Genomic DNA, 26,517 nt, shown 5'->3' on the forward strand with positions numbered 1-26,517 from the left:
TGGGGTGGGGGTGGGTGTGTGTCGGGGTGATCCCCGCAGGGTGCCGAACGCACTGCCGCCGAGCTATCCGACCTCCCGACACGTTCGGCGCCCGAGGAGACGCCCCGGCGCGCGCCCGCCCCCACCACAACCGGCCCCCAGCCGACCCCGCCCAAGCGGCGCAGCCAACCCGCGTGCCGCCGGTCCCGGCTCTCGGCGGCGGGGTAGCGTCGGATCCCCCTCGGCCGGTGGCCGAAAGTCGCACTTGCACTGCCACTTAGGCCTACCTAACCTTTGGCTCGCTCCGCTTGAGCATCTCGGCACGACTTCGGGACCCGTCCCCAACCGAAGGAGCCCCCCGTGAACACGCGTCTCCACCATGCCCAGCCCTACGCCATCGGCCTGTTCCGCATCGTCATCGGACTGCTGTTCGCCTCGCACGGCGCCGCCTCGCTCTTCGGCGTCCTCGGCGGCGCCCACGGCGGCGGCACCGTCGCCACCGGCATCTGGCCGGGGTGGTACGCGGCAGCGATCCAGCTCGTCGCCGGCGTCCTCGTCCTGCTGGGCCTCGGCACCCGGTCGGCAGCCTTCGTCGCCTCCGGCTCGATGGCGTACGCCTACTTCACCGTGCACCAGCCCGGCGCGCTCTGGCCGCTGCAGAACGGCGGCGAGGCCTCCGCCATGTTCTGCTGGGCCTTCCTCCTACTGGTCTTCACCGGCCCTGGCGCCCTCGCCGTGGACGGGCTGTTCGCCTCCCGCCCGGCCACGTCCTCCGGACTCCGCGACGAAGCCCGCACGGACACCGTGACCGCCTGAGGAATCGTTCTTCCTCTCGACCCGGCCCCACCGTCACCCACTCCGGATGGCGGCGCCCGCGACGAGCGCGCCTCCGAGGAGGGGCGGTGCACTCGGCGCGCTTCGCGTTCCGACGACCGGGCGCGGCGAGCCGGCGGCCGACGGTGAGGGCGAGGCGCTCCGCGGCGGCGGACACCGCCGACCGGATCGTCGTCCTCGGGCGGGGCCGGGCATCGTGGTGCTCGAACTCGCCACCCGCAGAACCTCGTTGGAGCAGGGCCGAGTCCGACCGGGCCGGGTCGGGGATAGCCTGGGCGGATGGACGAACTGGGCGGGGTGGAGATCGTCGGTTTCGCGGACGCCGAGGCGTTCGAGGCCTGGCTCGCCGAGCACCACACGCGGCACGAGGGCGTATGGATCAAGGTGGCCAAGAAGAAGTCCGGCATCCCGTCCGTCACCGATGACGAGTTGGTCGACATCGGGCTGTGCTACGGCTGGATCTCTGGCCAGCGGCGCGCCCTCGACGAGCTCCACTACCTGCAGCGCTACGTGCCGCGCCGCCCCAAGAGTCTGTGGTCCCGGGTGAACGTGGACAAGGTGGCGGCGCTGACGGCCGCGGGGCGGATGCGCGAGCCCGGGCTCGCCGAGGTGCGCAGGGCGCAGGCGGACGGTCGGTGGGCGAGCGCCTACGCACCGCAGAGCACGGCGTCGGTGCCACCCGATCTCGCAGCGGCGCTCGACGCGGACCCCGGAGCCCGGAAGGCGTTCGAGGCGCTCGACAAGACCGGGCGCTACCAGCTGATCCTGCCGCTGCTCCAGGCCCTCACGCCGGAGAGCCGGAAGGCCCGGCTCGGCCAGGCCCTGCGCACTCTGACCGCGACCTAGGGAAGATCCGCCACGGGGGGAAAGGCGTGGGAAAAGGCGTCAGGCCCGGCCTCCCCCGGGGAAGCCAGGCCTGACGGTGACCGGAGCCGCAGGTCAGGACTCCTGTCCGCGGGCCTTCTCGGCCCGCTCCGCGTTCTTCTCCTTGATCCGGACCGCTTCCTTGCGGACCTCGGCCTGGGTGGCGCGCTCCTTCTCCAGCCACTCGGGAGATTCCTGCTTCAGCGCTTCGATCTGCTCGGTGGTGAGGGGCTCGGTGACCCCTCCGCGGGCGAGACCGGCGATGGACACGCCCAACTTGGCCGCGACCACCGGCCGGGGGTGCGGGCCGTTGCGGCGCAGCTCCTGCAGCCACGCGGGCGGGTCGGCCTGGAGCGCACTCAATTCACTGCGCGAGACGACACCCTCCTGGAACTCGGCGGGGGTGGCCTCGAGGTACACGCCCAGCTTCTTCGCCGCGGTCGCGGGCTTCATCGTCTGGGTGTTCTGGTGCGACGTCATGGTGTCAAGAGTATCGAGCGTGTGCGCTACCTCCGACCACGCCGGGTAACCTGGCGGGGTGACAGGCTCGGAAGTACCCCATTCGTTCCGGCTCGCTTATGTCCCCGGGGTGACACCCAGCAAGTGGGTGCGGATCTGGAACGAGCGGCTGCCGGACGTCCCGCTGACCCTGGTCGCGGTGTCCCCCGGCGAGGCTTTCGGCGTGCTGCGGGAGGGTGGCGCCGACGCGGGATTCGTCCGCCTGCCGGTGGACCGTACGGACCTCAGCGCGATCCCGCTGTACACCGAGACCACGGTGGTGGTCGTCCCCAAGGACCACCTGGTCGCAGCGGCCGAAGAGGTGTCCACCGAGGACCTGGCCGACGAGATCGTGCTGCATCCCCTCGACGACACCCTCGTGTGGGAGCAGCTGCCGGGACGGCCCGCGATCGAGCGACCCGAGACGACGGCGGACGCGATCGAGCTGGTGGCGGCCGGGATCGGCGTCCTGGTCGTCCCGCAGTCGCTGGCCCGTCTGCACCACCGCAAGGACCTCACCTACCGGCCGGTCTCGGACGCGCCCGAGTCGCGCGTGGCGCTGTCGTGGCCGCAGGAGGAGACCACCGACCTGGTGGAGGAGTTCATCGGGATCGTCCGCGGCCGGACGGTGAACAGCACGCGGGGTCGCCCGCCGACGCCGCCGCAGCCGAAGGCGAAGCGCAAGCGCCCCGAGACGGGCTCCGGCTCGGGCTCCGGCGGCCAGCGCAAGACCGCGTCCGGCAAGACCACGGGCAAGAACCCGCGTGCTGGATCCGGCGCCAAGGCGGCCAAGGGCGGCAAGAGCGGCAAGCCCCGCCGTCGGCCGTAGGGCGGCCGGAGCAACGGAAGGACCGGCGGAGGAACGGAAGGACGGCCGGACCCCGAAGGACGACCGGACCCGGAAGGGCACGCGGACCCGGAAGGGCCGGCATGGGCACGGGGAAGGGCCCGCGGGGACCCCGCTGGGCCTGCCACGGCCCGTCGTCCGGTCTCCTCCGCACGACAGGCCCGCGGCCCCGACGGCCTGGCTTCGGGGATCCGGCACGCCTCGCGGTGTATGCAGGTGGGATGGATCTCCGGCCGGCACGCCCTCCTCACCACCGAGCCCTGCGGGTCAGCCACGCACAGCTGGCGGTCCCCTTCGCGCTGATCGCCCTCGTGACGCTGGTCGACGTCCTCGCTCCGCCGGACGTCCACCTCGGGCCGTTCCTGGTCGCCGCTCCGGCGGTGACGGCCTCGTTCGCGGGGCCCCGGATGACGGGCTTCGTGGGCCTGGTCGCCGTGCTGGCCCAGGTGATCGTCGCGGCGACGCGCACCACCCTGACCGATCTCAACCACACCTTCCAGATCATCGCGCTCGTCATGATCTCGGGGTTCGTGACCTTCTTCGCCCACCTGCGCGAGGTGCACGAGAAGGAACTCATCCAGCTGCGCTCGGTGGCGGAGACCGCCCAGGAGGTGGTCCTGCGGCCGTTGCGCGACCGGATGGGTCCGCTGAGCATCGCCTCCGTGTACCTCGCGGCGGCCGCCGAGGCCCAGATCGGCGGCGACCTGTACGCGGCCGCCCGTACGGCCACGGGGACGCGGCTGATCATCGGTGACGTCCGGGGGAAGGGCCTGGAGGCCGTCGGGGACGCCGCGCTCGTCCTCGGTGCCTTCCGGGCCGCCGCCCACCAGGAGGCCGAGCTGCCGGGCCTGGTGAACTACCTGGAGGCGGCGGTCTCCCCGGACCTGGACGGCTCGGAGGACGACGGCCGCGGCGGCGTCCCGGGCGAGGACGGCGAGAGCTTCGTGACCGCCGCCGTCCTGGACGTTCCCGACGTGGAACCGGTGCTGCACCTGGTCAGCTGCGGCCATCCGCCGCCGCTCCTCCTGCCCCGCGCCGGCGGGGTCGTACGCCTGGAGGTGTCCCAGCCCGGGCCGCCCCTCGGGCTCGCCGGTCTCGCGGCCGCGCCCGTCACGGCGCAGAGCTTCGCCTTCGCGGCGGGTGACGTCCTGCTCCTCTACACGGACGGCGTTCTGGAGGCACGTGACCGGGAGGGCGCCTTCTACCCGCTCGCGGAGCGCCTGGCCGCCTGCTCCGGCATGCACCCGCGGGCCCTGCTCGACCACCTGTGCCGGGACCTGCTCGCCCACGCGGTGGGCAACACCCTGGGCGACGACGCCGCGATGGTGGCGATCGAACGGTCCCTGTAGGGACCGGAACGACCCCGGGGGGAACGGGATCGGCGTTTGCCAGAATCGGATCATGCTGACCATCGGAACGATCGTCATGGGCGCCTCGGACGTGCGGCGCGCCTCGGAATTCTGGAGCCGGGCCCTGGGCTACGTGCCGCGCGACGGCGAGGTGGACGAGGGCTGGACCGTGCTGGTCCCCGCGGCCGGCGGCGGGCCCGGCCTGGCACTGGGCCGCAGCGTCACGCCCGTACAGGAACGCCCGCGCGTCCACCTCGACCTGTACGCGGCCGACGCGGCGGAGCAGGCGACGGAGGTGGCGCGCCTGGTGGCGCTGGGCGCCCGCCACGTCGACTGGGACTCGTATCCCGAGGACCCCGACTTCATCGTGCTGGCCGACCCCGAGGGCAACCGCTTCTGCGTGATCGACACCACCCACGGCTGACCCCAGCCCGCCGGCTCCCACGACAGGATGCGGCACGTGGGATCCGGCCGGCGGAGCCGGCTGCCTTCCCGGGCGACCGGCGGTGACCGGTGGCCGACACCCCGGCAGGTGGTGCTACCGGCGAGCGGCCCATCAACGGCCGAAGGGCACCTCCCACGAGGCGAGTTGGGGCATCGTCAGACGTGATCGGGCATGGTCGAATTCGAGCTAGAGTATGCATTTCCAGCCAACACGTTTCCCTTGGGGGACCCTTGCGTCTCAAGAGCAGCCTCGTCGCCACCGCCGCGGCTCTGGCCACCGTCGTCATTCCGCTCATCGCCAGCCCCGCGGCCGCGGCGTCCGGCACCGAGGCGACGGTCTCGGCCAACTCGTACTACGGGCGCATGGTCATCGGCTGGGGGATCAACCCCTACCGTCTCGACCCGATCCAGATCGTCGCTCAGGACCGCGCCACCGACGGCTACGTCGTGGGCATCCGCCTCATCACCAACGGCGCGAGCGGCCACAGGGTCTGGAGCATGCGGACCGTGCCCAGCGGCCAGACGACCGCCTCGTGGAGCACGTACCTGGAGGCGGGCTGGATCGACAACGCCTACTTCGAGGTCTGCAAGATCGGCGCCAGCAGCGGTGTGATCGCGACCTGCGAGGCCTCGAGCGTGATGAACAACCCGTTCGACGACTCCTCCATGTAGGACGCACGACGCAAGGGGGTGGCACCCGCGTGCGGGTGCCACCCCCTTCCGCCTGTCCGGGTCCACAACGCCGTTTCCTCAGCCCCTGCTTACCGCCGCCTTAAGCGGAACCTAAGACTCATCCGGGGCGGGCCGAAACGAACGAATGTCCGTTTCGGGGCGGCTAGCGTGCTGCCGCATACCCCAACTCCCCAGTAACAGAGGCAGGCACGCGATGGGCAGCACAGTCGGGCACCGGCGCAGGACGAGCCGCAAGGCGAAGCTCACGGGAGCGATCGTGGCGGCGGCCGTGATCGGAGGCGCGGCCTTCGCCTTCACCGGGACCGCCCAGGCGGCCTCCGTCGGCGCCGTGTACACGAAGTCCAGCTCCTGGAGCGGCGGTTACACCGGCCAGTACGTCATCACCAACCACACCGGTCAGGTGCAGTCGGACTGGACGCTCCAGTTCGACCTGCCGGCAGGTACGAAGGTCGACTCCCTGTGGAACGGCACCCACACGGTCTCCGGCCGGCGGGTCACCGTGCGGCCCGCGAGCTGGAACCGGGAGCTCGCCGCCGGGGCCTCCGTCACCGTCGGCTTCGTGACCAGCGGGTCCGACTCCCCGGGCGACCCGACCGGATGCCTGATCAACGGGGTGAAGTGCTCCGTGGACCAGGGCGCGACGGCCCAGCCCAGCGGGCGGCCCACCGCCCGTCCCACCGTCACCGCGACCGCGACCGCGACCGCAGCGCCCACCGCGCCCGCCACCTCCGCCGCGCCGACGAAGACCGCGTCGCCCTCCCCCACGCCGACCCCCACCACCCCCGTCCCCCCGCCCGGCGGCAGCGGCGCGCGCTTCGCCCCGTACGTGGACACCTCCCTGTACCCCGCCTACGACCTGCTCGACACGGCGGCCAAGACCGGCGTGAAGGAGTTCCACCTCGCCTTCATCACCTCCGGTGGTGGCTGCGCGCCCCTGTGGGGCGGTGTCACGGACCTCGCGAACGACAAGGTCGCCGCGCAGATCGGTGCGCTGCGCGCGAAGGGGGGCGACGTGCGGGTGTCGTTCGGCGGAGCCGCCGGGCACGAACTGGCCCTGAACTGCGCCACCGTGGACGACCTGGCGGCCGCGTACGGGAAGGTCGTCGACCAGTACCGGCTCACCAAGGTGGACTTCGACATCGAGGGCGCGGCCCTGCCGGACACCGCGGCCAACGCGCGCCGTGCGCAGGCCATCGCCCAGCTGCAGAAGTCCCACCCCGGCCTGGACGTCGCCTTCACCCTGCCCGTGATGCCCGAGGGGCTGACCCAGCCGGGTGTGGCGCTGCTGGCCGACGCCAAGAAGAACGGCGTGCGGGTCGACGCCGTCAACATCATGGCGATGGACTACGGACCGGCGTACAGCGGGGACATGGGGCAGTACGCGATCCAGGCCGCAACGGCCACCCAGGCACAGCTCAAGGGTGTGCTCGGGCTCTCCGACGCGGCGGCGTGGAAGGCCGTGGCCGTCACGCCGATGATCGGCGTGAACGACGTCGCGAGCGAGGTCTTCACCGTCGCGGACGCGACGCAGCTGGTCGAGTTCGCGGCGTCGAAGGGGATCGGCCGGCTGGCCATGTGGTCCTCGACGCGCGACAAGCAGTGTGCGGCCGGCGCCGTCAACTACGCCGATGCCACGTGCAGTTCGATCCTCCAGCAGCCGCTGGCCTTCACCAGGGCGTTCACCGCGCTCAAGTAGCCGCGCCGAACGGCCCACGGGCCCGCCGCACATGACGTGCGGCGGCCCCGTCACGTGGTTACGCGAGGATGCCCGCGCGGGTGGCGAGGTCGAGCGCCACCTCGGCCTGCGGCGCGGGGCGCCCTTCGGTGTGGCCCGGGGCCAGCAGCGCCGCCACGGCGTCCGCGTCGGCCTTGCGTTCCCGCGCCAGCGCCTCGAAGCGGGCGACGGCCTCGGTCAGGCTCCGTGCGCGGTCGTACGGGGCGTCGTACGAGGCCACGGCGAGTGCGAGGAACTCCTCCTGCGAGCCGACCCAGGGGGCGGCCCCGTCCAGGCCGTCCTCCCTCAGCTCGTCGGGGTAGGGGATCCGGTGCCAGGCTCCGCCCTCCCACCAGTAGACGAAGCCGAAGAGGTTCCCCTCGGCGTCGTCCCTGAGGAGCTCCCAGGGCAGCCAGGCCGGGCCGCCCGCCAGGAAGTCGATCTGCTCGCCGGCCGCATGGGTGTGGCTGCCGTCGGGGTCCTGGCCGCAGAACACGGCGCGTTCCCCGTCGAACAGGCTCAGGCGCCACCAGCCGCCCGCTCCGGTGGAGTGGCACCACAGGCCGTCGTCGTCGAGGGAGAACTCGGTGCTGGTCGTGCATGCGGCGTCGACCATGGCCATGGTCACCGCCCTCGCCCACAACAGCTCGGGATGGTCTAGGTCTTCGGGCCGGCTCGGCGTGTGCATGGTGTGGTCTCCTCCCTGTGCCGGACACAGCCTCGCACGCCGGGACCGCACCCCCGCGGGTGGGACGGCCCGGCCACCCACCGGAGGGTGGATGGCTGCCGCGGATGGTGAGCCGGCCGGTGCGCTCGTCGTCGAGGTCCACGACAGCGTGGTGGCGCCCCCGGCGGCGCCGGCGCCCCCGCCCCCGGGGGCCCCCCCCCCGACGGCGGCGGGGGGGGCCGGGGCAAACCCGGGCGGGCGCCGCCCGGGGGGGGGGGGGGCGGCCGGGGGGGGGGCGCGGGCGGGGGCGCGGGGGGGGGGGGCCCCCGCCGGGGGGGGGGCGCCGGGGGCGCGGGGGGCGCCACGGCACAGGTGCGCACCCCGCCTGACGGCGGCGGTGCGGACGGCTCATCCCGGCGCTGTCCGCGACCGGGATGAGCCGGGGTTCACGACGTCAGGCGTTGACGCAGACGTTGCCGGCGGCCGGGTTGAGCGCACCGATCACGTTGATGCTGTTCCCGCACAGGTTGATCGGAATGTGGATCGGGACCTGGACCACGTTGCCCGAGAGGATGCCGGGCGAGCCGATCGCGAAACCTTCCGCGTGGGCGTCCGCCGACGCCGAGGACGCACCGCCGATGACCGCCAGGCCCAGCACCAGGGCAAGGCCTGCACTCTTCAGAACACGCGACACGTGACATCTCCTTGTTACCGCACAGCGGTGCCTGAGCACCGCGCGGCCCCGAGGGGGACCACCCCCTTTCATTCGGCAGCTGACCGCCGCCCGACCTGGTTCAGGAGCCCGGTTCCCTCGAAGGGGTGTCCTCGCGGCCCCCGTTTGGGGGCATCGGAGCCCGGCAGCCGTGGGACCGTTCGACGGAGTCCTGTTCGAGAGGTCGCGCGCACCGTACTTCTGGACCCCGTGCGGACCCGCCCCCGAGGCGGTCATCCGTCCGGGGTGCGGGGGCCACACACCACGCGGGCCGGCGCCACCGTTCACGACGGATCGATCGATACGATCGGTTCATACACGCCTCTTGAGCGCGATTTCGCACGCATGCTAGAAACGGTCGTCAGGGCACCTCCCAGCTCCGGAGGCTCCATGTCCGCTCCACGGTCGCGCCGTTCCTTCCTGCGCCTCTCCGGAAGCGCCGCGCTGGCGACCGCGATCGCCTCCGCCGTCACCGTCCGCCCAGCCGGTACCGCCTCGGCCGCGGGCGACGAGTTCGACCAACTCCGCGACAGACGGCGTGAGATGGTGCTGGGCAGCGGCTTCGACCCGGCGTCCGTGCCGTTCGCCGGGAAGCTGGCCCTGCTCGGCGACCAGGCCGCCGAACAGCGCGCTGCCATGGCGGTCGCCGCCGGCTCGCTCTGGCCCGACCTGCCCCTGACCCTCTCCGCCTCGGTCACCGCCAGCTACGCCCGGCTGGGGACGATGGCCCAGGCGTACGCGCAGCCCGGCACGGGACTCACGGGCGACAGCGGCCTGGCCACCGACATCACGACCGGGCTCGACCACCTCCACGAGCTGGTCTACAACCCGGCGAAGAGCCCGTTCGGCAACTGGTGGGACTTCCAGATCGGTTCACCCCAACTGCTGCTGGACATCAGCACGGTCCTGTACGCGCAGCTCTCCCCCGCACAGCTCGCCGGCTACCTCGGGGCGGTCGACCGCTTCGTCCCCGACTCCTCGGTCGCCCGGTACACGGGCACCAGCACCGGCGCCAACCGGGTGGACCTGTGCCGCTCCCTGGCGCTGCGCGGCATCCTCGGCCGGAACCCGGCCAAGGTCGCGCTCGCCCGCGACGCCCTCTCCCCCGTCTTCCCCGTCGTCACCGGCGGAGACGGCTTCTACGCCGACGGGTCCTTCGTACAGCACACCCACCTCTCCTACACCGGCTCCTACGGTGCGGTGCTGCTGGGCGGCCTGGCGGGGCTCTTCGCGCTGCTCAGCGGTTCGACCTGGGAGGTCACCGACCCGGGTCGGCAGCTGGTCCTCGACTCGGTGGAGAAGTCCTTCGCCCCGTTCCTCTACAACGGCCTGATGACGGACGCGGTGTCCGGCCGCTCCACCAGCCGGGGCAACCCGAGGACCAACTCCTACGGGTTCCAGGGCGGCGACCACGGCCGGGGCCACGGCGTCCTCGCCGCCATCACCCTGCTGGGGACCGCTGCGAGCAGTGCGGAGCGGCAGCGCTGGCGCGGGCTGGTGAAGGGCTGGGCGCAGCGGGACTACTACAGCCCGGTGCTCTCGGACACCGACCTGGGCGTCGCGGCACTGGCCCGGCTGGGGGCCGTACTGGACGACGGCTCCGTCACGGCGGTCGCGGAGCCGACCGGGCACCGCCTGTTCCCCAGCATGGACCGGGCCGTCCACCGCCGGCCCGGCTGGGCGGCCACGATCAGCATGGCCTCCCGGCGGATGGGCTTCTACGAGACGGGCAACGGGGAGAACCTCCGCGGCTGGCACGCCGGCGCGGGCATGCTCCAGTGGTGGGGGCCCCGTACGGCAACGGCCAGTACACGGACGCCTTCTGGCCGACCGTCGACCCGTCCCGGCTGCCGGGGACCACCGTGTCGAGGAGGCCCCTCGCCGACGCGAAGAGCGCGAAGAAGGGGGCGAGGAACAGGGTGGCGGCGCCGCGCTGGCCGCGGCGGAGCGGGCGCGCGGGGCGTACCCGCGCGCGTGGCGGCGTACGCGGCGGGGGGCTGGGGGGTGAGGCCACGGGAGGCTCCTTGGCGGTTCGGAGTGCGGACTGCGGGATCCGGGGGCCGGGGCCGGGGCCGGGCTGCCGCGGCCTCGGTCCGGGCTCTGCGGGCCGGATCCCGTGAGGGGTCGTGGCCGGCGGATCGGGCGGGCCGCCGCCGGCCGGTTCACCTGGCGAGCTTGAGACCGCGGCTCTCGATCGCGGTACGGGCCGACTCCTGGGCCTTCACCAGTCCGCCGGCCAGGCCGTTCCTGGCCGCGCCCTCCTTGAAGTCGGCGCTGACCTTGCCCCAGGCCCCAGGTCCAGCCGGGGACGATCGTCCCGACCTGCTGACCGGTCAGCCCGTAGAGGTCCTGGCCGCCGAAGTAGGAGGTGTCGAAGGCCTTCGCGGCCACCGCCGCCATGGCCGGGTTCGCGGGCAGGGCACTGCTCGGGTTCTTCAGCGCGCCGATCCGGGCCTCCATCGAGGCCGGGTCCGTGGTCACCCACTTGATGAACTCGGCGGCGGCCCCGGCGTGCTTGCTGCCCTTGGTCACGGCGAAGCTCGTGCCGCCGTACATGCCGCTGGCCGGGGTGCCCCAGTGGGGGATGGGGGGCGCCCAGGATGCTGACGGTCGTGCCGTCGGCCTTGGACTTGCTCTCCTCGGGGGTGCCGGCGCCGTAGTCGAAGACCAGGTCGTCGTCGCGCATGCCCTGCCAGAACGCGGCGACCTTCTGCGAAGGCGCGTCGTTGATCTCGGGCTTCCAGGCGCCGTCGACGATCCGGAACCACTTCGCGCCGGCCTGCCAGGACAGGGCCGCCTGCAGTGGGGCGTCGGCGGGGAAGGAGCCCATGCGCGCCGCGGGGTCGTCGGCCTTGATCCGCTCGGCGGCGGTGCGGTATTCGTCCCAGGTCTTCGGCACGGTCACGCCGTACTTCTCGAAGAGGTCCTTGCGGTAGAAGTAGACCTGCGGGGTGGCGTCGAAGGGGACGGACCAGGTCTTGCCGCCGAAGGTCACCAGGTCCCGGACTCCCGCGGGGAAGCTCTCCTCGACCAGTTCGCCGAAGGAGGCGATGAGGTCCTCCAGGTAGCCCTGGCTGGCGAATTCGGGGACCATGCTGTACTCGACGGTCGCCACGTCGGGGGCGTCGCCCGCCTTGATCGCGTTGCTGATCTTGCTGTAGCCGTCGGCGCCGCCGGGTATCTGGGAGAACCGCACCTGGATGTCGGTGTGGGTCTTGTTGAACGCGGCGGCCGCGGCCTCGGCGCCGCCGGTCCAGGTCCAGTACGTGAGGGTGACGGGCTTTCCGTCGTCCGCGGCGGCAGGCGAGTGGGTGGAACCGGCACCGCAGGCGGAGGTCAGCAGGGCGAGGGACACCGCTGCGGCCACCGCGCCGCAGGCACGCAAGGACCGAACCTTCATGTCAGCTGCTCCTTGGCGAGTGGGCTGAACGGGGTGAATCATTCGCTCAGGTGACTTGAACGTCAAGACCATCTGAACTATTGATCAAGACGATCAGTTCAGGTGGGGTCCGCTGCCGGTCAGGCCGTCCGGTGGAGGTCCGCGCGGTGGACCGGGTGCGCGAACGGCAGCCCGGCGGCGTACCGGGCGATCTCATCGATGGCGGAATCCGCCATCCTGTGCAGCTCGTTGCCGAAGGAGCCCGCGATGTGCGGCGTGAGCAGTACGTTCGGCAGGTCGTACAGCGGGGAGTCGGCCGGCAGGACCTCCGGCTCGGTGACGTCGATGACCCCGTGGAGTCGGCCGGAGGTCAACTCGTCGGTGAGCGCGGGCCCGTCGACCAGGGAACCGCGGGCCGTGTTGATGAGCGTGGCGCCGTCGCGCATGAGCGCCAGCCGCCGGCGGTCGATCATCGAACGCGTCTCCGGCAGGGCGGGCGCGTGCAGGCTGACCACGTCGGAGATCCGGCAGAGTTCGTCGAGCTCGACGCCGCGGGCCCCGAGCATGCTTGCTTGATGATCAGTCAGATACGGGTCGTAGAGCACGAGTTCGAGATCGTACGGGCGGAGGAGCTCGATCAGCCGGCGGCCGATCCGGGAGGCGCCGACGATGCCGACGGTCCGGCGGTAGTTGCCCACCTCGCCGTAGCGCAGGTGCCAGTCGTGGCGGCTGCCGCGGACGCGGCGGTAGTCCTCCCGCAGTTGGAGCACGCGTTTGTTGGACAGGAGGACCATGGCCACGGTGTATTCGGCCACCGGGAGGGAGTTGGCCAGGGCGGCGGAGGAGACGACGACGCCCCGGTCCCAGCAGGCGTCGGTGACCACCTGTTTGACGGAGCCGGCCGCGTGCACGACGGCTTTGAGCCGGGGCGCGGCAGCCAGCGCCCGGGCGTCGACGGCGGGGGCGCCCCAGAAGGTGAGCAGGACCTCCGCCTCCGCCAGGGCCCGCGCGGCCTCGGGTTTTCCGAAGTCGTCGGCGACGAGGTCCGGTTCGAGGTCGGCCACTTCGCCGAGCCGTCGGGCGGTGGCGTCGTCCAGCAGGCGGGACCGGAGCTCGGGGGTCATCGCGAGCAGGGTCCGCGGGCGGCGAACAGACATCTGGGACTCCTTGCGGCTGAGTGAGGCCGCGCCGACTCTATGAATCCGGATTCCGAGCGTCAAGATCTACCAATCGAATAGCTCCATACGCTCACAACGATCGCCACAAGTCGACGTACCCGACCGCCGCGCATTCCGCGTCGGGCAGCGGGGCAGGATGTCGCCCGTGACGGGCCCGGACCCGCACACGAGGAGGAGACCGCCATGTCGTCCACCCCTTCCGGCGAACCAGACGGTACGGCCGCCCTGTTGGTCAATCCGCGCGGCCAGTACCTGCTCCACCTGCGCGACGCGAACAAGCCCCACATCTGTGACCCGGGGACGTGGAGCATCCCGGGCGGCGGCCGCGAGGGGAACGAGACCGCGCGGGAGGCGATCACGCGGGAGCTGAGGGAGGAGACCGGCCTGACGGTCCCGCTGGAACCGTTCACGGTCGTCGACGGTCACGGACCCGGCGGCACCGGAGGCCGGATCCAGGTCTACCTCGGCGCCTGGGACGGCGATGCCGACGCCCTGCCGCTCAGCGAGGGGATCATGCTGCGCTGGTTCGACGCCCGCACGACCGCGCACCTGACGATGTGCCCGTGGACGCAGCAGGTCATCGACCGGCACCGGGCGCTGGTGGACGGGACGGAACCGGTCCCCCGCCCGCGTACGTCGGCTGCGGCGCCCCCCGGTCCACCGGGCGGCGGGGCCCTGCCCAACATCGTCGGAGCCCACCTCTACCTGGAGCGCGACGGCCGGGTACTGCTCGGACTGCGCCACCCCGACTCGGCGTTCGGCGCCTCGCACCACCACTTCCTCGCCGGCCACTGCGAACAGGAGTCCGCGGTCGCCTGCGTGATCCGCGAAGCGCGGGAGGAAGCCGGCCTCGTGCTGCGGGCCGAGGACATCGAGCTCACGCACGTCGTGCACGTGATCGACTCCCCGGGCTCGCGGCCGCGCCTGCAACTGGTCTTCCGTGCGCACCGGTGGGAGGGAGAGGTGGAGGTCCGCGAGCCGGAGAAGTGCGTCAGCTGGGACTGGTGGCCGGCCGACGCGCTGCCGGAGCCGATGGTGCCGTACGCCCGGGCGGCGGTCGAGGGCATCCGGGCGGGGCGGCTCTACACCGAGATGGGCTGGCGGTGACCGCCGGCGACCACCCGGGAGCGGTGGGCCGGTACACCCTCCCGGTGGACGTGCACCTGATCCTGCGCCGCGACGGCGAGCGGGGGCCCGAGGTCCTGCTGTCCCGGCGGGCGGGCCCGGTCTACGCGGCCGGGATGTGGCACCTGCCGTCCGGGCACCTCGACGGCCCGCACGAGGACGTGGTCGAGGCCGTGGTCCGTGAAGCCCGGGAGGAGACGGGCGTCCTCATCGCCCTCGGGGACGTGGCCTCGGCGGTGACCGTCCATCACCGCGGCCCCGGCGGCCACGCCAGGCTCGGCCTGTTCTTCGAGGTCAGGCGCTGGACGGGCGCGCCGGGAGTGCGGGAGCCGGAGGTGTGCGACGCGATGGGCTGGTACCGGCTCGACGCGCTGCCGGAGCCGATCATCGCGTATTGCCGGGCCGGGCTCGACGCGTACGCGGCAGGACGGCCGGCGGCCGTCCACTTCCAGCACCTCGGCGACCCGATCCCGTATCGCCCCGACGGCCCGCGGCGCACCCGGCTCCTGGACGGAGCGGGTCCCGGCGGCCCCTGACCCCGCCAGGCCGGAGTGCGCGAGGCGAGCGGGTGGGAGGACGTCCGGCCGGCACCGGGGTGTCCGGCCGCGCGCTGGCCGAGCACGGCGAAAACCGCTTCGAGCGCGACCGACGCAGCCCCTACCGTGACCTGGTGACGACTCAGGTGATCGTGTTGAACGGCGGGTCCAGCGCGGGCAAGTCCGGGATCCTCCGGTGTCTGCAGGCGGTGCTGCCCGAGCCGTGGCTCGCCGCGGCCGTCGACTCGCTGGTCGAGGCGATGCCCGCCTCCCTGCGGGCGTCGGACGCGGGAATCGAGTTCGCCGCGGACGGCGGTGTCCAGATCGGATCGGAGTTCCGGCGGCTGGAAGCGGCGTGGATGGCGGGTGTCGCCGCGACGGCCCGCGCGGGCGCCCCCGTCATCGTCGACGACGTCTTCCTCGGCGGAGCGGCGTCCCAGGAACGGTGGCGCGAGGCCCTCGACGGTCTGGACGTGCTGTGGGTCGGCGTCAGGTGCGAGAGCACGGTCGCCGCGGCCCGCGAGATCGCCCGGGGGGACCGGGCCGGGGGGATGGCCGAATCCCAGGCCGAGCGGGTCCACCTCGGCGTGGTGTACGACCTGGAGGTGGACACCACGCACACGGAGTCCCTGGACTGCGCCCGGGCCATCGCCGCCCGCGTCATGTGACCGGCACCGTGGTGACGGCCCCGGCGCGAGCCGCCGCACCGGGCGCGCGTCAGCGCACCGGACGGGCCCTCCCGCCGTTCCACCCGGCGGGACATGGTGGGTCCATGATGATGCGGCGGACAACCTGGAACCGCTTCCTGAGGCATCCCGGCCGGCAGTTCGCGATCGTCGCCGTCCTGGTGCTGGCCCTGTTCGTGCTGGTCGGTCTCGGGGTGCAACTCGTGCTCGACGTGCTCTTCGGGGGCCGGTGGATGGTCTACTGACCATCGGAGAAGGGGTGGCGCCGCCCCGCCGTGCGGACGGCACCACCGGTGCGGTCAGTGCAGTGTGCCGTTCAGCGCCTCCTGGAGGACCTCGGCGTAGGCGGTGGTACCGAGCTCGCTCGGGTGCAGCGAGCCCCTGCTGGGCACGTCACCGGTGGCCCCGGCGGCGTCCCGCATCCTGTCGTCGAGGACGTCCGCCCACGAGTTGAAGAGGGCCACCTCGCGGTCGTCGTACTCGACGATGCAGGCGGTGGGGCTGAACAGCCCGGGGTAGCCCACCAGTACGATCTTGGCGTTGGGCGCCTGGTTCCGGATCTCGTTCAGTATCTGGCAACGGATCCGTCGACGGCGGCACACGGTGCCGCCGGTGCGGCGCGTGCCTGCGGGCATCAGTTCACGGGGCCGGCGTCAGGTGTCCTTCTTGGCCAGGAACCGGCGCAGCCGGGTGAGCGGCCAGGTGTTGACGACGTCGTCCGCGGTCAGCCAGCCGCGCTGCGCGGTCGCCACCCCGTAGCGCATGTACGGCAGGTGCGTGGTGGCGTGCGCGTCGGAGTTCACGGCGAACTTCACGCCGTACCGCTTCGCGCGCAGGATGTCCTCGTCGCGGAGGTCGAGGCGTTCGGGGTGCGCGTTGACCTCCAGGGCGGTGCCCGCCCGCGCGCAGGCCTCGAAGACCGCGTCGAAGTCGGCGTCGATGCCCGGCCGTTTGCCGATCCGGCGGGTCGTGGGGTGGCCGATGACGGCGACGTGCGGGTTCTCACAGGCGCGGATGAGGCGGCGGGTGAGTTCGCTCCTGCTCTGGTTGAAGTGGGAGTGCACGGAGGCGACGCACAGGTCGAACTCCGCGAGGAACTCGTCGGGCCAGTCCAGTGCGCCGTCCGGGCCGATGTTGAGCTCCGTGCCGTGCAGCAGGCGCATCTTGTGGTGCGCGCCGTCCAGCTGCCGTACGCGCTCGCGCTGGGCGAGGATCTTCTCGCTGGTCATGCGCTGCATGGAGAGGTTCGGGGCGTGGTCGGTCACCGCGTAGTACGCGTATCCGCGGGCGGCAGCGGCGGCGACCATGTCCTCCAGCGGGGCCAGGCCGTCGGTGAGGTCGGTGTGGGTGTGCAGGTCGCCGCGGATGTCCTTCTCCCTGATCAGGTCCGGGAGTTCGCCGCGCAGGCCGGCCGCGATCTCGCCGCGGTCCTCCCGCAGGGTCGGGGGGATCCAGGGCAGTCCGAGCCTGACGTAGAGCGCCTCCTCGGTCGCGGAGGTGAGGTTCTCGCCGCTCTCGGCGTCGAAGAGTCCGTATTCGGAGAGCTTGAGGCCCTGGCGCACCGCGAGTTCGCGGGTGCGGATGTTGTGCGCCTTGGATCCGGTGAAGTACTGGAGCCCCGCGCCCCATGAGGCGGGGGGCAGGACGCGCAGGTCCACCTGGAGGCCGGTGACGGTGCGTACGGAGGTCTTCTTCGTTCCCCGCGCGATGACCTCGGCCGTCTGCGGGAGGGTGGTGAGCGCCTCCATGAACGGAGCCGCCCGTCGGGCCGCCACCAGGATGTCGACGTCGCCGATGGTCTCCCTCATGCGGCGCAGGGAACCCGCGTACGTGCACCGGACGCAGCCGGGGATCTCCGAGAGGGCGGCGACCAGCTGCTCGGCGACGTCCATGGCGGCGCTGACGAGGATCCGTCCCTCGCCGGCCTTCTGCAGCACGGAGATGCCGTGCAGGATGTTGTCCTCGGTCCGCTCGCCGAAACCCTTCAGGTCGCGCAGCCGTTCCCGGCCGATGGCCTCGACCAGCTGGTCGACGGAGCTGATGCCGAGTTCCTCGTAGAGCACCATGGCCTTGCGGGGCCCGAGACCCGGAATCGCGACCAGCTCGCGCACGCCGGCCGGCACGTCGGCCCGGGCCTCGTCGACCACGCTCATGCGGCCGGTCCGCAGGTACTCGATGATCTTGTCGGCGACGGATCTGCCGACGTGGGGGATCTCCCGCAGGCCCTTGGCGTCGAGCGTGGACACGTCCTGCGGGTGGCCCCCGACGGCCCGGGCGGCCTTCTCGTAGGCGCGCGCCTTGAAGGCCTCCCCGCCCCGGATCGCGATGAGGTCCGCGTACTCCTGGAGCAGAGCCTCGACCTGGTCGTTGGCTCGGGCCATGCCTCCAGGGTGCCCCGCGGGACGCGCCCGGGCACGTCGGGCGGCCCGGCGCCGGCGGCACGGCACCCGCGGCACGAGGTCAGAGCATGACGTGTTTGGCCTGGGTGTAGTCCAGGAGGCCGGACAGGGAGAGGTCGCTGCCGTAGCCGGAGTGCTTGACCCCGCCGTGCGGCATCTCGGAGACGGTGGTGCCGTGGGTGTTCACCCAGACGATGCCGGTGTGGAGGGCGCGGGTGGCGCGCATCGCCCGGTCGTGGTCGGTGGTCCACACGCTGGCGGCCGGGCCGAAGCGGACGGCGTTGGCCAGGTGCAGGGCTTCGGTCTCGTCGGCGAAGGACTGGACGGTCACCACGGGGCCGAAGGTCTCCTCCTGCACGATCTCGTCGTCCTGGCGGACGCCGGCGACCACGGTGGCCTCGTGGAAGAAGCCGGGGCGGGGCGGCCGGCCGCCACCGGTGACGATCTCGGCGTGGGTCGGCAGCCGGTCCAGCAGGGCCCGCACCGAGGCGAGTTGGGCCGCGTTGTTGAGGGGCCCGAAGTCGACTCCGGCACGGAGTGCGGCCGCTTCGGCGGCGAAGGCCGCGAGGAAGGCGTCGTGGATCCGGTGGTGGACGAGGATCCGGGGTTCATGACGGCGAGGCGGTCCGACATGGTCAGCACCTCGTCCTGGTCGTGGGTGACGAAGACGAAGGTGATGCCGACCTGGCGCTGGATCTGCTTGAGCTCGACCTGCATGCGGCGGCGGAGTTTGAGGTCGAGGGCGGCCAGCGGCTCGTCCAGGAGCAGGACCTGGGGGGCAGTTGACGAGAGCGCGGGCGAGGGCGACGCGCTGGCGCTGGCCGCCGGAGAGGGTGGGGGGCTTGCGGCCGGCCAGTCCCCCGAGCTGGACGAGGTCGAGCATGTCGGCGACCCGCCGGCGGATCTCGGCGCGGCCGACGCCCTTGCGCTTGAGGCCGAAGGCCACGTTGTCGGCCAGCGAGAGGTGGTCGAAGAGGGCGTAGCTCTGGAAGACGGTGTTGACGTTGCGCTTGTTGGGCGGGAGGCCGGTGACGTCCTGGCCGTCGAGCAGCACGCTGCCTTCGGTGGGGTCGGCGAAGCCGCCGGTCATCCGCAGCAGGGTGGTCTTCCCGCAGCCGGAGGGACCGAGGAGGGAGAAGAACTCGCCGGGGGCGATGTCGAGGGTGACGTCGTGGACGGCGTAGGCCTCGGAGTCGGTACCGCTTGCCGATCCGGTCGAGCCGGACGGCGGGGTGGTCGTACACGGGGGTCGGGTACATGGGGGTCACTTCCCGGAGAGCAGATCGAGGCCGCCGCGGCGGCCGAACAGGCGCGGGATGGCGAGCGCGAGGACGACGAGTCCGATGGAGCTGTCGGCGAGCGAGGCCTCCGGCCGGGTCGTCGACCGGTGCCTGCAGATCTTCGGCGGCCGCGGATACGACCGCTCGTACCCGGTCGAGCGGCTCTACCGCGAACTGCGCGTGGACCGCATCTGGGAGGGTACCTCCGAGATCCAGCGGCTGATCGTCGCGGGTGAACTGGTCAAGCGCGGCACGGGAGTCCTGCAGCTGCCGGTGACCCGGTGACCGATGTCGAGCGCGTCGGGGTCGTGGGCTGCGGACTGATGGGATCCGGCATCGCCGAGGTCTGCGCCCGCGCCGGACGGGACGTCTTGGTGGTGGAGACGGACCGGACCGCCGCGGACGCCGGCCTGGAGCGGATCGGGCGCTCCCTGGCCCGGGCCGCGGCCGCCGGGAAGCTGACGGCCGCCGACCAGCAGGCCGCGCTCGGCCCGATCACGCTGACCGCCGACATGTCCCTGCTGGCGGACCGGGACCTGGTCGTCGAGGCGGTGGCCGAGGACGAGCGGGCCAAGCTGGAGGTGTTCGCACGGCTGGACGCGGTGGTGGAGCGCCGGGACGCGGTGCTGGCGACGAACACCTCGTCGATACCGGTCATCCGGCTGGCCGCCGCCACCTCGCGACCGGCCCAGGTCGTCGGCCTGCACTTCTTCAACCCCGTCCCGGTGCTCCCCCTGGTGGAGCTGGTCCCCTCGCTGCTCACCGGCGAGGAAACGGTCCGGCGCGCAAGGGAGTTCGCCTCCGGTGTGCTGAGCAAACGGGTGGTCCGCGCCCAGGACCGGGCGGGCTTCGTGGTGAACGCGCTCCTCGTGCCGTACCTGCTCGCCGCGGTGCGGATGGCCGAGTCCGGGATCGCCTCGGCCGAGGACATCGACCAGGGGATGACCCTGGGCTGCGCCCATCCGCTGGGGCCGCTGGCCCTGGCCGATCTGATCGGGCTGGACACCGTCCAGGCCATCGCCCGGTCGATGTACGCGGAGTACCGGGAGCCCCTCTACGCCCCGCCTCCGCTGCTGGCCCGGATGGTCGACGCGGGCCTGCTCGGCCGCAAGACGGGCCGGGGCTTCCACACCTATCCCTGACCCGGTGAGGGGCCCCGCCCCGACCCCGCCACCGACCCTGTTCCCGGCTGCCGCGGTCCAACGGCCGGGGACCGGGGGCCCGATGCGCGAGGATGGTGGTCCGACGGGTCCGCCCGCCGGGCCTTCCACCGCCACCCGCTCAACCACCCACCCACCGACCCACCGGGCGTCGCCGACACGGGGAGCAGCCAACGTGATCAAGGCCGAGCGCGCACTCGAAACGCGGGAACGCATCCTCACGGCCGCGTGCGAGGTGATCGCGGACATCGGTTTCGAGCACGTCAGCATGCGCAAGGTAGCCGAGCACGCCGGTGTCTCGAAGGCCCTGCTGCACTACCACTTCGACACCCGGGAGAAGCTCTTCGCCGAGGCGATGACGCACTCGTTCGCCCGGACCGGCACGGACACCGGCAGCGACACCGGTACGGACCCGGCCGCGGTCGTCCTGGCCCGCATCGTGCGGAGCATGCTGCCCACGGACGAGGAGCTCCGCCAGGACTGGAAGCTCTGGCAGGAGCTGTGGGTGCGCGCGCTGCGCGACGGCACGGCCCGGACCCTCGCCGTCGACCTGTACGACCAACTCCACGCGTGGGTCGCCGGGACGGTGGAACGGGGCATCGCGTCGGGCGAGTTCACCGACTGCGACGTCGCCGCGATCGGCACGCTGGTGCTGGCCCTGTGCGACGGCCTCGGCATCCGCCTGATGCTGGACGACCCCCGGGTCGACCTCGCCACCGCCCAGTCGACGGTCTGGCGGGCCATCGCGCCCGCCCTCGGGATCGCGCCGGTGTTCCCGGAGGTCTGACGGCGCAGGGCGGACGGATTGTTCGGGGAATGTACGGGCGGCGGCGCGCCCGCCGGAACACCGGGTCGACGGGGTTAGCATCGACGGTGTTTCCGCACGTGAGAGGCAGTGATGACGGGTTCGGAGTCCAAGGGCCTCGTGCTGGTCGTCGAGGACGAGCGCCACATCTCCGACGTCCAGAGGCTCTACCTGGCGCGCGAGGGCTTCGGTGTCCACGTCGAGGCCGACGGGAGCGCCGGGCTCGCGGCCGCGCGGCGGATGCTTCCGGTGGCCATCGTGCTGGACATCGGCCTGCCGGGCCTGGACGGCATCTCGTTCTGCCGGGCCCTGCGCGACGCGGGCGACTGGACGCCGGTGCTGCTGGTCACCGCGCGCGGTGAGGAGGCCGAGCGGATCCTCGGCCTGGAGCTGGGCGCGGACGACTACCTGACCAAGCCGTTCTCGCCGCGCGAGCTGGTCGCGCGGGTCAAGACCGTACTGCGCCGGGCGGCGGGTCCGCCTGTACGGCCGGCCGAGCGGCTCGGCGGGCTCAGCGTGGACCCGGTCAGCCGGACCGTGCGCCGTGACGGCGAGCCGGTGGAGCTCACCGCCACCGAGTTCAACCTGCTGGCGCACCTGCTCCGGCACGTGGGGCAGGTCTTCACCCGGGAGCAGCTGCTCGCCCAGGTGTGGGGCTACCCGGGCTACGGCGACACGCGGATGGTCGACGTGTTCGTCTCGCAGCTGCGCGCCAAGCTCGGCGACGCGAGCCCGATCCGTACGGTCCGGGGCGTCGGGTACAGCGCGATCGCTCCCCGCACGTGAACCGCCCCGGCGACGCCCCCGGCCCCGGTACCCGCGGCTCCCTCGCGCGCAACATCGTGGTGCTGACCACCGTGGTGGCGGCGCTCGCCGTGGCCCTCACCGGGCTGATCGCCTGGCAGACCGCCGCGCACGGCGCGGAGCAGCGCGAACGCGACCAGCTGGCGCGTCAGGCGACGGTGCTCAGCCGCCTGCCGGCCCTCTCCGAGGCGCTCTTCACGGGCGCCCAGGTGCTGGCGGGGCCGAACGGTGTGCAGCTCGCGGTGATCGCCCCCGACGGCGCGGTGAGCGGGACCGCCACCCCGGCCGTGGACCGGGCGTCGAAATCGGCGCTGCTGGCCGGGAAGCCGGTCTCCACCACGGGCATCCTCGGGGGCGAGGAGGTGCTGCTGGTGGGGCGGCCGGGCGTACGCGGCGGCGCGGTCGTGCTCACCGAGCCGTACGCGGTGGTCGGCGAGCGCACGAACCAGATCCGCCGCAACGTGCTCGTGCCGCTGGTCGTCGGCATGCTCGGCGCGGCACTGGCCGGGGCGCTCCTGGCCCGGCGCATCGCCCGCCCGCTGGTGCGGGCCGCGCAGATCGCGCACCGGCTGGCCGACGGCGAACGCGGCGTACCGGCCCCCGTCGACGGGCCCCGGGAGACGGCGGACATCGGGCGGGCCCTCAACGTCCTGGACGAGGCGCTGGCGCACAGCGAGAACCGGCAGCGGGAGTTCCTGCTCTCCGTCTCCCACGACCTGCGGACCCCGCTGACGGCGTTGCGGGGATACGCCGAGGCCCTCGCCGACGGGCTGATCGAGCCGGAGCGGGTGCCCGAGGTCGGCGGCGTCCTGGCCGACGAGACCCGGCGCCTGGACCGGTTCCTGGGGGACCTGCTGGACCTGGCCAGGCTGGAGGCGGACGACTTCCGTCTCGACATGGCCCCGGCCGACCTGGACGGGGTGGTCGCCGAGGCCGCCGCCTTCTGGACCGGCCCCTGTGCCCGCCACGGTGTCGGGCTCCGGCTGGAGCGGCCCGGGCGGCCCGTCGTCGTCGAGACGGACGCCTTCCGGGTCCGGCAGCTGATCGACGGCCTGGTGCAGAACGCCCTGCGGGTCACGCCCGAGGGCGCGCCCCTGGTCCTCGCCGTGCACGCCGCCCCGGACGGCGGGGTCGAGCTGCAGGTCCGCGACGGCGGACCGGGCCTCACGGACGACGACGTGCGCATCGCGTTCGACCACGGCGCCCTGCACGAGCGCTACCGCGGCAGCCGTCCGGTCGGCTCCGGCCTGGGGCTGGCCATCGCCCACCGGCTGACCGGCCGCCTCGGCGGCGCCATCCGCGTCGAGGGGCACGGGCCGGAGGGCGGTGCCTGCTTCACCGTCACCCTTCCGCCGGCGCCCGAGAGCGCGTGAGCGGCCGAGCGGGCGCGGCTCCTCCTTCCCGACGCGCACGCGGGTGCCCGTACGTTCCCCGAACAATGCGCCCACGGCCCCCTTACTGACGCCGCGCACCATGAGGCCCATGAACACTCCATCGGCCGCGGGGCCGGGTCTCCTCCATCGGATCGGAAGCCGGTGTGCCCGGCACGCCTGGCGGGTCGTCGCCCTGTGGGTGGTGCTGCTGGTCGGTCTCGGGCTGGCGAACCATGCGTGGGGCGGTTCCTTCGCGGACAGCTTCTCCCTGCCGGGCACGTCCACGCAGACCGGCGCCGACCTGCTCAAGGCCCACACCACCGGCTCCGGCGGCACGGCCGCCCCCATCGTGATCACCTCCGACGGGGGTGCGGTCACCGCTCACCGGGCCGCGATCGAGTCGTCCGTGGACGGCCTGCGCCGACTGCCGGACGTCCTGTCGGTGGCCGACCCGCTCACCACGCCCGGGGCGGTCTCCGCGAACGGCGGGACGGCCCTGATCACCGTGCGCTTCGACGGCAATCCGGCGACCTTCGACCCCGCCTACCTCGCCGGGGTCGACCGCGCCGTCGAACCGCTGCGCGCGGACCACGTGAGCGTCGAGTACGGCGCTCCGCTCGGGCAGCTGGCCACGCCCAAGTCCGCCGACCACACCTCGGAGGCCATCGGTCTGGCCGTCGCCGTGCTCGTGCTGCTGATCGGCTTCGGCAGTGTCGCCGCGACCGGCCTGCCGCTGCTGACGGCCGTGCTCGGCCTGGCCGTCAGCCTGGCCGGTCTCGGACTGCTCGCCGGCGCCTTCGACTTCGCCCAGGCGTCCCCGACCCTGGCCGCGATGATGGGCCTCGGCGTCGGCATCGACTACGCGCTGTTCCTGGCCACCCGCTACCGGGCGCTGCTGCAGGCGGGCACGGAGCCGGTGGAGGCGGTCGGGCGTACGGTCGCCACCAGTGGGCGTGCGGTGCTGGTGGCCGCCGCCACGGTCGCCATGGCCCTGGGCGGGCTCTGCGTCTGCGGCGTGGGCTTCATCGGCACCCTGGGCGTCGCGGCCGGGATCAGCGTGGTCGTGGCGGCCGCCGCGACCGTGACGCTGACTCCGGCCCTGCTGGGGCTGCTCGGCGGCCGCATCGACCGCCTCCGCGTGCGCACGCCGGTCGCCGAACCCACCGGTGAGGGGGACGTGTGGCACCGCTGGGCCCTCCGGGTCAGCGGGCGCCCCTGGCTGTTCCTGGTCGGCGGCCTGCTGGTGCTCGGCGTGCTGGCCGTCCCGCTCGCCTCCATGCGGCTCGGGCACGTGGACGCCGGAGCGCAGTCCACCGGCAGGACCGACCGCCGGGCCTACGACCTGATCACCGAAGGGTTCGGCCCCGGTGCCAACGGCCCGCTGACCGTCGTGGCCCACCTCGACAGCCGGCAGGTCGCCGACGGGGCCCGGCGGCAGGAACTCGCCGTCTCGCTCGGGCGGGAGCTGGCCGCCGTACCGGGTGTCGCCTCGGTGACGCCCCCGGTGCCCAGCCCGGACGACGTCCTGCTCATCACCACGGTCACCCCGGCCACCGGACCGCAGGACGGCGCCACCGCCGACCTGATCCACACCTTGCAGGACGAGACGGTGCCGCGGGCGCTGTCGGGCACGGGGGCGACGGGCTACGTCACCGGCACCGCCGCCGCGACCCAGACCTTCACCGACACCCTCACGGCCAAACTCCCCCTGATCATCGGCGTGGTCGTGGCCGCGGCCTTCCTGCTGCTGCTCACCGTCTTCCGCAGCCCGCTGATCGCGCTCAAGGCGGCCGTGCTCAACCTGTTCTCCATCGCCGCCGCGTACGGGGTGGTCGTCGCGGTCTTCCAGTGGGGCTGGGGCGGTGGGCTGTTCGGCGTCACCGAGAAGGTGCCCGTCGAGTCGTACGTGCCGATGATGATGTTCGCGATCGTCTTCGGGCTCTCCATGGACTACGAGGTCTTCCTGCTGTCCCGGATCCGCGAGGCGTGGCTGCACCGGGAGGACAACCACCTGGCCGTCGCCACCGGCCTCGCCGCCACGGCCCGCGTCATCACCTGCGCCGCCCTGATCATGACCAGCGTCTTCCTCGCCTTCCTGCTCTCCACGAACGTCGCCGTGAAGATGCTCGCCCTCGGCCTGGGCGTCAGCGTGATCATCGATGCCACGGTGGTCCGTCTGCTGCTGGTGCCGGCGTCGATGTACCTCCTGGGGCGGGCGAACTGGTGGCTCCCCGGCTGGCTGGACCGGCTCCTTCCGCATCTCGACCCGGAAGGCCCGGCCGCGGCGCCGGCCCCGTCGCCCGGGTCCGTCCCCCCGCCCACCCCCACGCCCCGGCCCACCCCCACGGCCGCGGTCCCGGCGGCGACCGATCGAGGAGACCGGCGATGAAGCAGCGCCCGAGGAAGGCCCGTGCGGCCCTGCGCCGCCACCGCGTCCTCGCCGTCACGGCCGCCGTGGTCGTGTCGGCCGCCGTCGCCGCGGGCGCGGCCGAGTTCACCGCCCGCGCCGCGATCCGCGACCACGTCACGACGGCGGCGCCCGGCCTCGGCGCGGACGTGGCGGTCGGCGTGGCCGACGACTGGGCCCTGTGGGACCTGGCGCGGGGAAGCATCCCCCGCCTCGACATCAGCAGCGAGGACGCCCGCGTCGGGCGCCTCCCGCAGGTCCGCGTCCGCGCGCGACTGGACGACGTCCGCCTCGGCGACGGCGGGACCGTCGGCGCCACGCACGCCGAGGTGACCGCCTCCACCCAGTCCCTGGCCACCGCGATCCGCAGTGCCGTGCCCGCCGTACAGGTGTCCGCGGTCACCACGGATCCGGCGCGCGGGACCGTCCTCGCCGCCGTCGGCCCGGGCGGCGCCGGACAGCTGACGCTGCGTCCCGTGCTGAAGGACGGCAAGGTCACCCTCGCCGTGGACGGGCTCACCGTGTTCGGCCGCTCCGTCCCCACCGGCCGGTTCGGCGTGGGCGACGGCGCACTCGCCCCGGAGTCGGGCACGCCGAAGGACTATCCGCTCGGGCTGAAGGCCACGTCCGTAAGCGTCCGGGCGGACGGCCTCCGGGTCGACCTTACGGGCGGCCCGGCCCCCCTGGCGGGTGCCTGACACCGACCGGATCCGGGGCGGGCCCGCGCGTCCTCTCGCGTACCGGGGCCGGCGGGCGATCCTGGGGCGACAGCCCTACGGACCCT

27 protein-coding genes and 2 pseudogenes are annotated in these 26,517 nt (G+C 73.1%); 20 read left to right on the forward strand and 9 right to left on the reverse strand.

The window, feature by feature from the left end; genetic code table 11:
* Window positions 1–339: 339 nt before the first annotated feature.
* Complete coding sequence (locus ACFYP3_RS28810) at window positions 340–795, forward strand: DoxX family protein (RefSeq protein ID WP_388838530.1); 456 nt, start codon at window positions 340–342, stop codon at window positions 793–795.
* Window positions 796–1,092: 297 nt separating this feature from the next.
* Window positions 1,093–1,659 carry a YdeI family protein gene (locus ACFYP3_RS28815; RefSeq protein WP_388838533.1) on the forward strand — a complete coding sequence of 189 codons (567 nt, stop codon included), beginning with the start codon at window positions 1,093–1,095 and terminating at the stop codon, window positions 1,657–1,659.
* Window positions 1,660–1,752: 93 nt separating this feature from the next.
* Here the strand turns inward: ACFYP3_RS28815 and ACFYP3_RS28820 are convergent, their stop codons facing one another.
* Window positions 1,753–2,157 (reverse strand): DUF5997 family protein, encoded by a 405-nt coding sequence (locus ACFYP3_RS28820; protein ID WP_388838536.1) that lies wholly within the window; start codon window positions 2,155–2,157, stop codon window positions 1,753–1,755.
* 58 nt (window positions 2,158–2,215) lie between these two features.
* On the opposite strand from ACFYP3_RS28820, the gene ACFYP3_RS28825 reads away from it, so the two are divergent.
* From ACFYP3_RS28825 to ACFYP3_RS28845, 5 genes are all read left to right on the forward strand, one after another.
* Complete coding sequence (locus tag ACFYP3_RS28825) at window positions 2,216–3,004, forward strand: LysR family substrate-binding domain-containing protein (RefSeq protein ID WP_388838539.1); 789 nt, start codon at window positions 2,216–2,218, stop codon at window positions 3,002–3,004.
* A 239-nt stretch (window positions 3,005–3,243) separates the two neighbouring features.
* Complete coding sequence (locus tag ACFYP3_RS28830) at window positions 3,244–4,371, forward strand: PP2C family protein-serine/threonine phosphatase (protein ID WP_388838542.1); 1,128 nt, start codon at window positions 3,244–3,246, stop codon at window positions 4,369–4,371.
* A gap of 52 nt (window positions 4,372–4,423) precedes the next feature.
* The gene (locus tag ACFYP3_RS28835; RefSeq protein WP_388838545.1) at window positions 4,424–4,795 is read left to right on the forward strand and encodes a VOC family protein; all 372 of its coding nucleotides are present in this window, start codon (window positions 4,424–4,426) and stop codon (window positions 4,793–4,795) included.
* 251 nt (window positions 4,796–5,046) lie between these two features.
* On the forward strand, window positions 5,047–5,487 hold the full coding sequence (locus ACFYP3_RS28840) for a hypothetical protein (RefSeq protein WP_388838548.1): 441 nt from the start codon (window positions 5,047–5,049) through the stop codon (window positions 5,485–5,487).
* Window positions 5,488–5,701: 214 nt separating this feature from the next.
* A complete protein-coding gene (locus tag ACFYP3_RS28845) occupies window positions 5,702–7,204 on the forward strand; it encodes a cellulose binding domain-containing protein (protein WP_388838551.1) in 1,503 nt (500 codons plus the stop codon).
* A 58-nt stretch (window positions 7,205–7,262) separates the two neighbouring features.
* Here ACFYP3_RS28845 and ACFYP3_RS28850 read toward each other — a convergent pair whose 3' ends face one another.
* Both ACFYP3_RS28850 and ACFYP3_RS28855 read right to left on the reverse strand, forming a co-directional pair.
* Window positions 7,263–7,910: a hypothetical protein gene (locus ACFYP3_RS28850; protein ID WP_388838554.1), complete on the reverse strand. Its 648-nt coding sequence runs from the start codon at window positions 7,908–7,910 to the stop codon at window positions 7,263–7,265.
* A 433-nt stretch (window positions 7,911–8,343) separates the two neighbouring features.
* Window positions 8,344–8,583, reverse strand: a complete 240-nt coding sequence (locus tag ACFYP3_RS28855; RefSeq protein WP_388838556.1) for a chaplin — start codon at window positions 8,581–8,583, stop codon at window positions 8,344–8,346.
* Between the two features lie 561 nt (window positions 8,584–9,144).
* Between ACFYP3_RS28855 and ACFYP3_RS28860 the strand changes: the two are divergent.
* Together ACFYP3_RS28860 and ACFYP3_RS28865 are read left to right on the forward strand one after the other, a co-directional pair.
* A pseudogene (locus tag ACFYP3_RS28860) lies at window positions 9,145–10,326 on the forward strand (polysaccharide lyase family 8 super-sandwich domain-containing protein); the annotation flags it as partial.
* 137 nt (window positions 10,327–10,463) lie between these two features.
* On the forward strand, window positions 10,464–10,721 hold the full coding sequence (locus tag ACFYP3_RS28865) for a hypothetical protein (protein WP_388838669.1): 258 nt from the start codon (window positions 10,464–10,466) through the stop codon (window positions 10,719–10,721).
* A gap of 101 nt (window positions 10,722–10,822) precedes the next feature.
* On the opposite strand, the gene ACFYP3_RS28870 is transcribed toward ACFYP3_RS28865, so the two are convergent.
* Together ACFYP3_RS28870 and ACFYP3_RS28875 are read right to left on the reverse strand one after the other, a co-directional pair.
* Window positions 10,823–12,001 (reverse strand): ABC transporter substrate-binding protein, encoded by a 1,179-nt coding sequence (locus ACFYP3_RS28870; RefSeq protein ID WP_388838559.1) that lies wholly within the window; start codon window positions 11,999–12,001, stop codon window positions 10,823–10,825.
* Window positions 12,002–12,120: 119 nt separating this feature from the next.
* Window positions 12,121–13,137 carry a hydroxyacid dehydrogenase gene (locus ACFYP3_RS28875; protein ID WP_388838562.1) on the reverse strand — a complete coding sequence of 339 codons (1,017 nt, stop codon included), beginning with the start codon at window positions 13,135–13,137 and terminating at the stop codon, window positions 12,121–12,123.
* A 204-nt stretch (window positions 13,138–13,341) separates the two neighbouring features.
* On the opposite strand from ACFYP3_RS28875, the gene ACFYP3_RS28880 reads away from it, so the two are divergent.
* The 4 genes from ACFYP3_RS28880 to ACFYP3_RS28895 all read left to right on the forward strand — a co-directional run bounded on the left by ACFYP3_RS28880 (window position 13,342) and on the right by ACFYP3_RS28895 (window position 15,750).
* Window positions 13,342–14,265 carry an NUDIX domain-containing protein gene (locus ACFYP3_RS28880; RefSeq protein ID WP_388838565.1) on the forward strand — a complete coding sequence of 308 codons (924 nt, stop codon included), beginning with the start codon at window positions 13,342–13,344 and terminating at the stop codon, window positions 14,263–14,265.
* A complete protein-coding gene (locus ACFYP3_RS28885; protein ID WP_388838567.1) occupies window positions 14,262–14,819 on the forward strand; it encodes an NUDIX domain-containing protein in 558 nt (185 codons plus the stop codon). The genes ACFYP3_RS28880 and ACFYP3_RS28885 overlap by 4 nt, the downstream gene beginning before the upstream one ends.
* Before the next feature lie 134 nt (window positions 14,820–14,953).
* Entirely contained in the window at window positions 14,954–15,487 is a 534-nt protein-coding gene (gene cpt, locus ACFYP3_RS28890) for a chloramphenicol phosphotransferase CPT (RefSeq protein ID WP_388838672.1), read from the forward strand.
* A 104-nt stretch (window positions 15,488–15,591) separates the two neighbouring features.
* Window positions 15,592–15,750, forward strand: a complete 159-nt coding sequence (locus ACFYP3_RS28895; RefSeq protein WP_388838570.1) for a hypothetical protein — start codon at window positions 15,592–15,594, stop codon at window positions 15,748–15,750.
* 54 nt (window positions 15,751–15,804) lie between these two features.
* Here the strand turns inward: ACFYP3_RS28895 and ACFYP3_RS28900 are convergent, their stop codons facing one another.
* The 4 genes and pseudogenes from ACFYP3_RS28900 to ACFYP3_RS28915 form a co-directional block, all read right to left on the reverse strand.
* On the reverse strand, window positions 15,805–16,140 hold the full coding sequence (locus tag ACFYP3_RS28900; protein WP_388838573.1) for a hypothetical protein: 336 nt from the start codon (window positions 16,138–16,140) through the stop codon (window positions 15,805–15,807).
* Between the two features lie 18 nt (window positions 16,141–16,158).
* Window positions 16,159–17,886 carry a DNA polymerase/3'-5' exonuclease PolX gene (gene polX / locus ACFYP3_RS28905; RefSeq protein ID WP_388838576.1) on the reverse strand — a complete coding sequence of 576 codons (1,728 nt, stop codon included), beginning with the start codon at window positions 17,884–17,886 and terminating at the stop codon, window positions 16,159–16,161.
* 79 nt (window positions 17,887–17,965) lie between these two features.
* Window positions 17,966–18,505: an aldehyde dehydrogenase family protein gene (locus ACFYP3_RS28910; protein WP_388838675.1), complete on the reverse strand. Its 540-nt coding sequence runs from the start codon at window positions 18,503–18,505 to the stop codon at window positions 17,966–17,968.
* A pseudogene (locus ACFYP3_RS28915) lies at window positions 18,484–19,163 on the reverse strand (ABC transporter ATP-binding protein); the annotation flags it as partial. The gene ACFYP3_RS28910 and the pseudogene ACFYP3_RS28915, both read right to left, overlap by 22 nt.
* Before the next feature lie 84 nt (window positions 19,164–19,247).
* Here ACFYP3_RS28915 and ACFYP3_RS28920 point away from each other — a divergent pair.
* The 7 genes from ACFYP3_RS28920 to ACFYP3_RS28950 all read left to right on the forward strand — a co-directional run bounded on the left by ACFYP3_RS28920 (window position 19,248) and on the right by ACFYP3_RS28950 (window position 26,431).
* On the forward strand, window positions 19,248–19,469 hold the full coding sequence (locus tag ACFYP3_RS28920) for an acyl-CoA dehydrogenase family protein (protein ID WP_388838579.1): 222 nt from the start codon (window positions 19,248–19,250) through the stop codon (window positions 19,467–19,469).
* Window positions 19,466–20,326, forward strand: coding sequence for a 3-hydroxybutyryl-CoA dehydrogenase (locus tag ACFYP3_RS28925; RefSeq protein ID WP_388838582.1), 861 nt, complete (start codon window positions 19,466–19,468; stop codon window positions 20,324–20,326). Before ACFYP3_RS28920 ends, ACFYP3_RS28925 begins: the two co-directional genes overlap by 4 nt.
* Window positions 20,327–20,519: 193 nt before the next feature.
* Window positions 20,520–21,131 (forward strand): TetR/AcrR family transcriptional regulator, encoded by a 612-nt coding sequence (locus ACFYP3_RS28930; RefSeq protein WP_388838585.1) that lies wholly within the window; start codon window positions 20,520–20,522, stop codon window positions 21,129–21,131.
* 111 nt (window positions 21,132–21,242) lie between these two features.
* Window positions 21,243–21,935: a response regulator transcription factor gene (locus ACFYP3_RS28935; RefSeq protein WP_388838587.1), complete on the forward strand. Its 693-nt coding sequence runs from the start codon at window positions 21,243–21,245 to the stop codon at window positions 21,933–21,935.
* Complete coding sequence (locus ACFYP3_RS28940; protein ID WP_388838590.1) at window positions 21,932–23,326, forward strand: ATP-binding protein; 1,395 nt, start codon at window positions 21,932–21,934, stop codon at window positions 23,324–23,326. Before ACFYP3_RS28935 ends, ACFYP3_RS28940 begins: the two co-directional genes overlap by 4 nt.
* Window positions 23,327–23,435: 109 nt before the next feature.
* The gene (locus ACFYP3_RS28945) at window positions 23,436–25,715 is read left to right on the forward strand and encodes an MMPL family transporter (protein ID WP_388838593.1); all 2,280 of its coding nucleotides are present in this window, start codon (window positions 23,436–23,438) and stop codon (window positions 25,713–25,715) included.
* The gene (locus ACFYP3_RS28950) at window positions 25,712–26,431 is read left to right on the forward strand and encodes an LmeA family phospholipid-binding protein (RefSeq protein ID WP_388838596.1); all 720 of its coding nucleotides are present in this window, start codon (window positions 25,712–25,714) and stop codon (window positions 26,429–26,431) included. Before ACFYP3_RS28945 ends, ACFYP3_RS28950 begins: the two co-directional genes overlap by 4 nt.
* Window positions 26,432–26,517 lie beyond the last annotated feature (86 nt).

It is taken from the genome of Streptomyces sp. NPDC005533, from assembly GCF_042871845.1.
Taxonomy (GTDB): Bacteria; Actinomycetota; Actinomycetes; order Streptomycetales; family Streptomycetaceae; genus Streptomyces.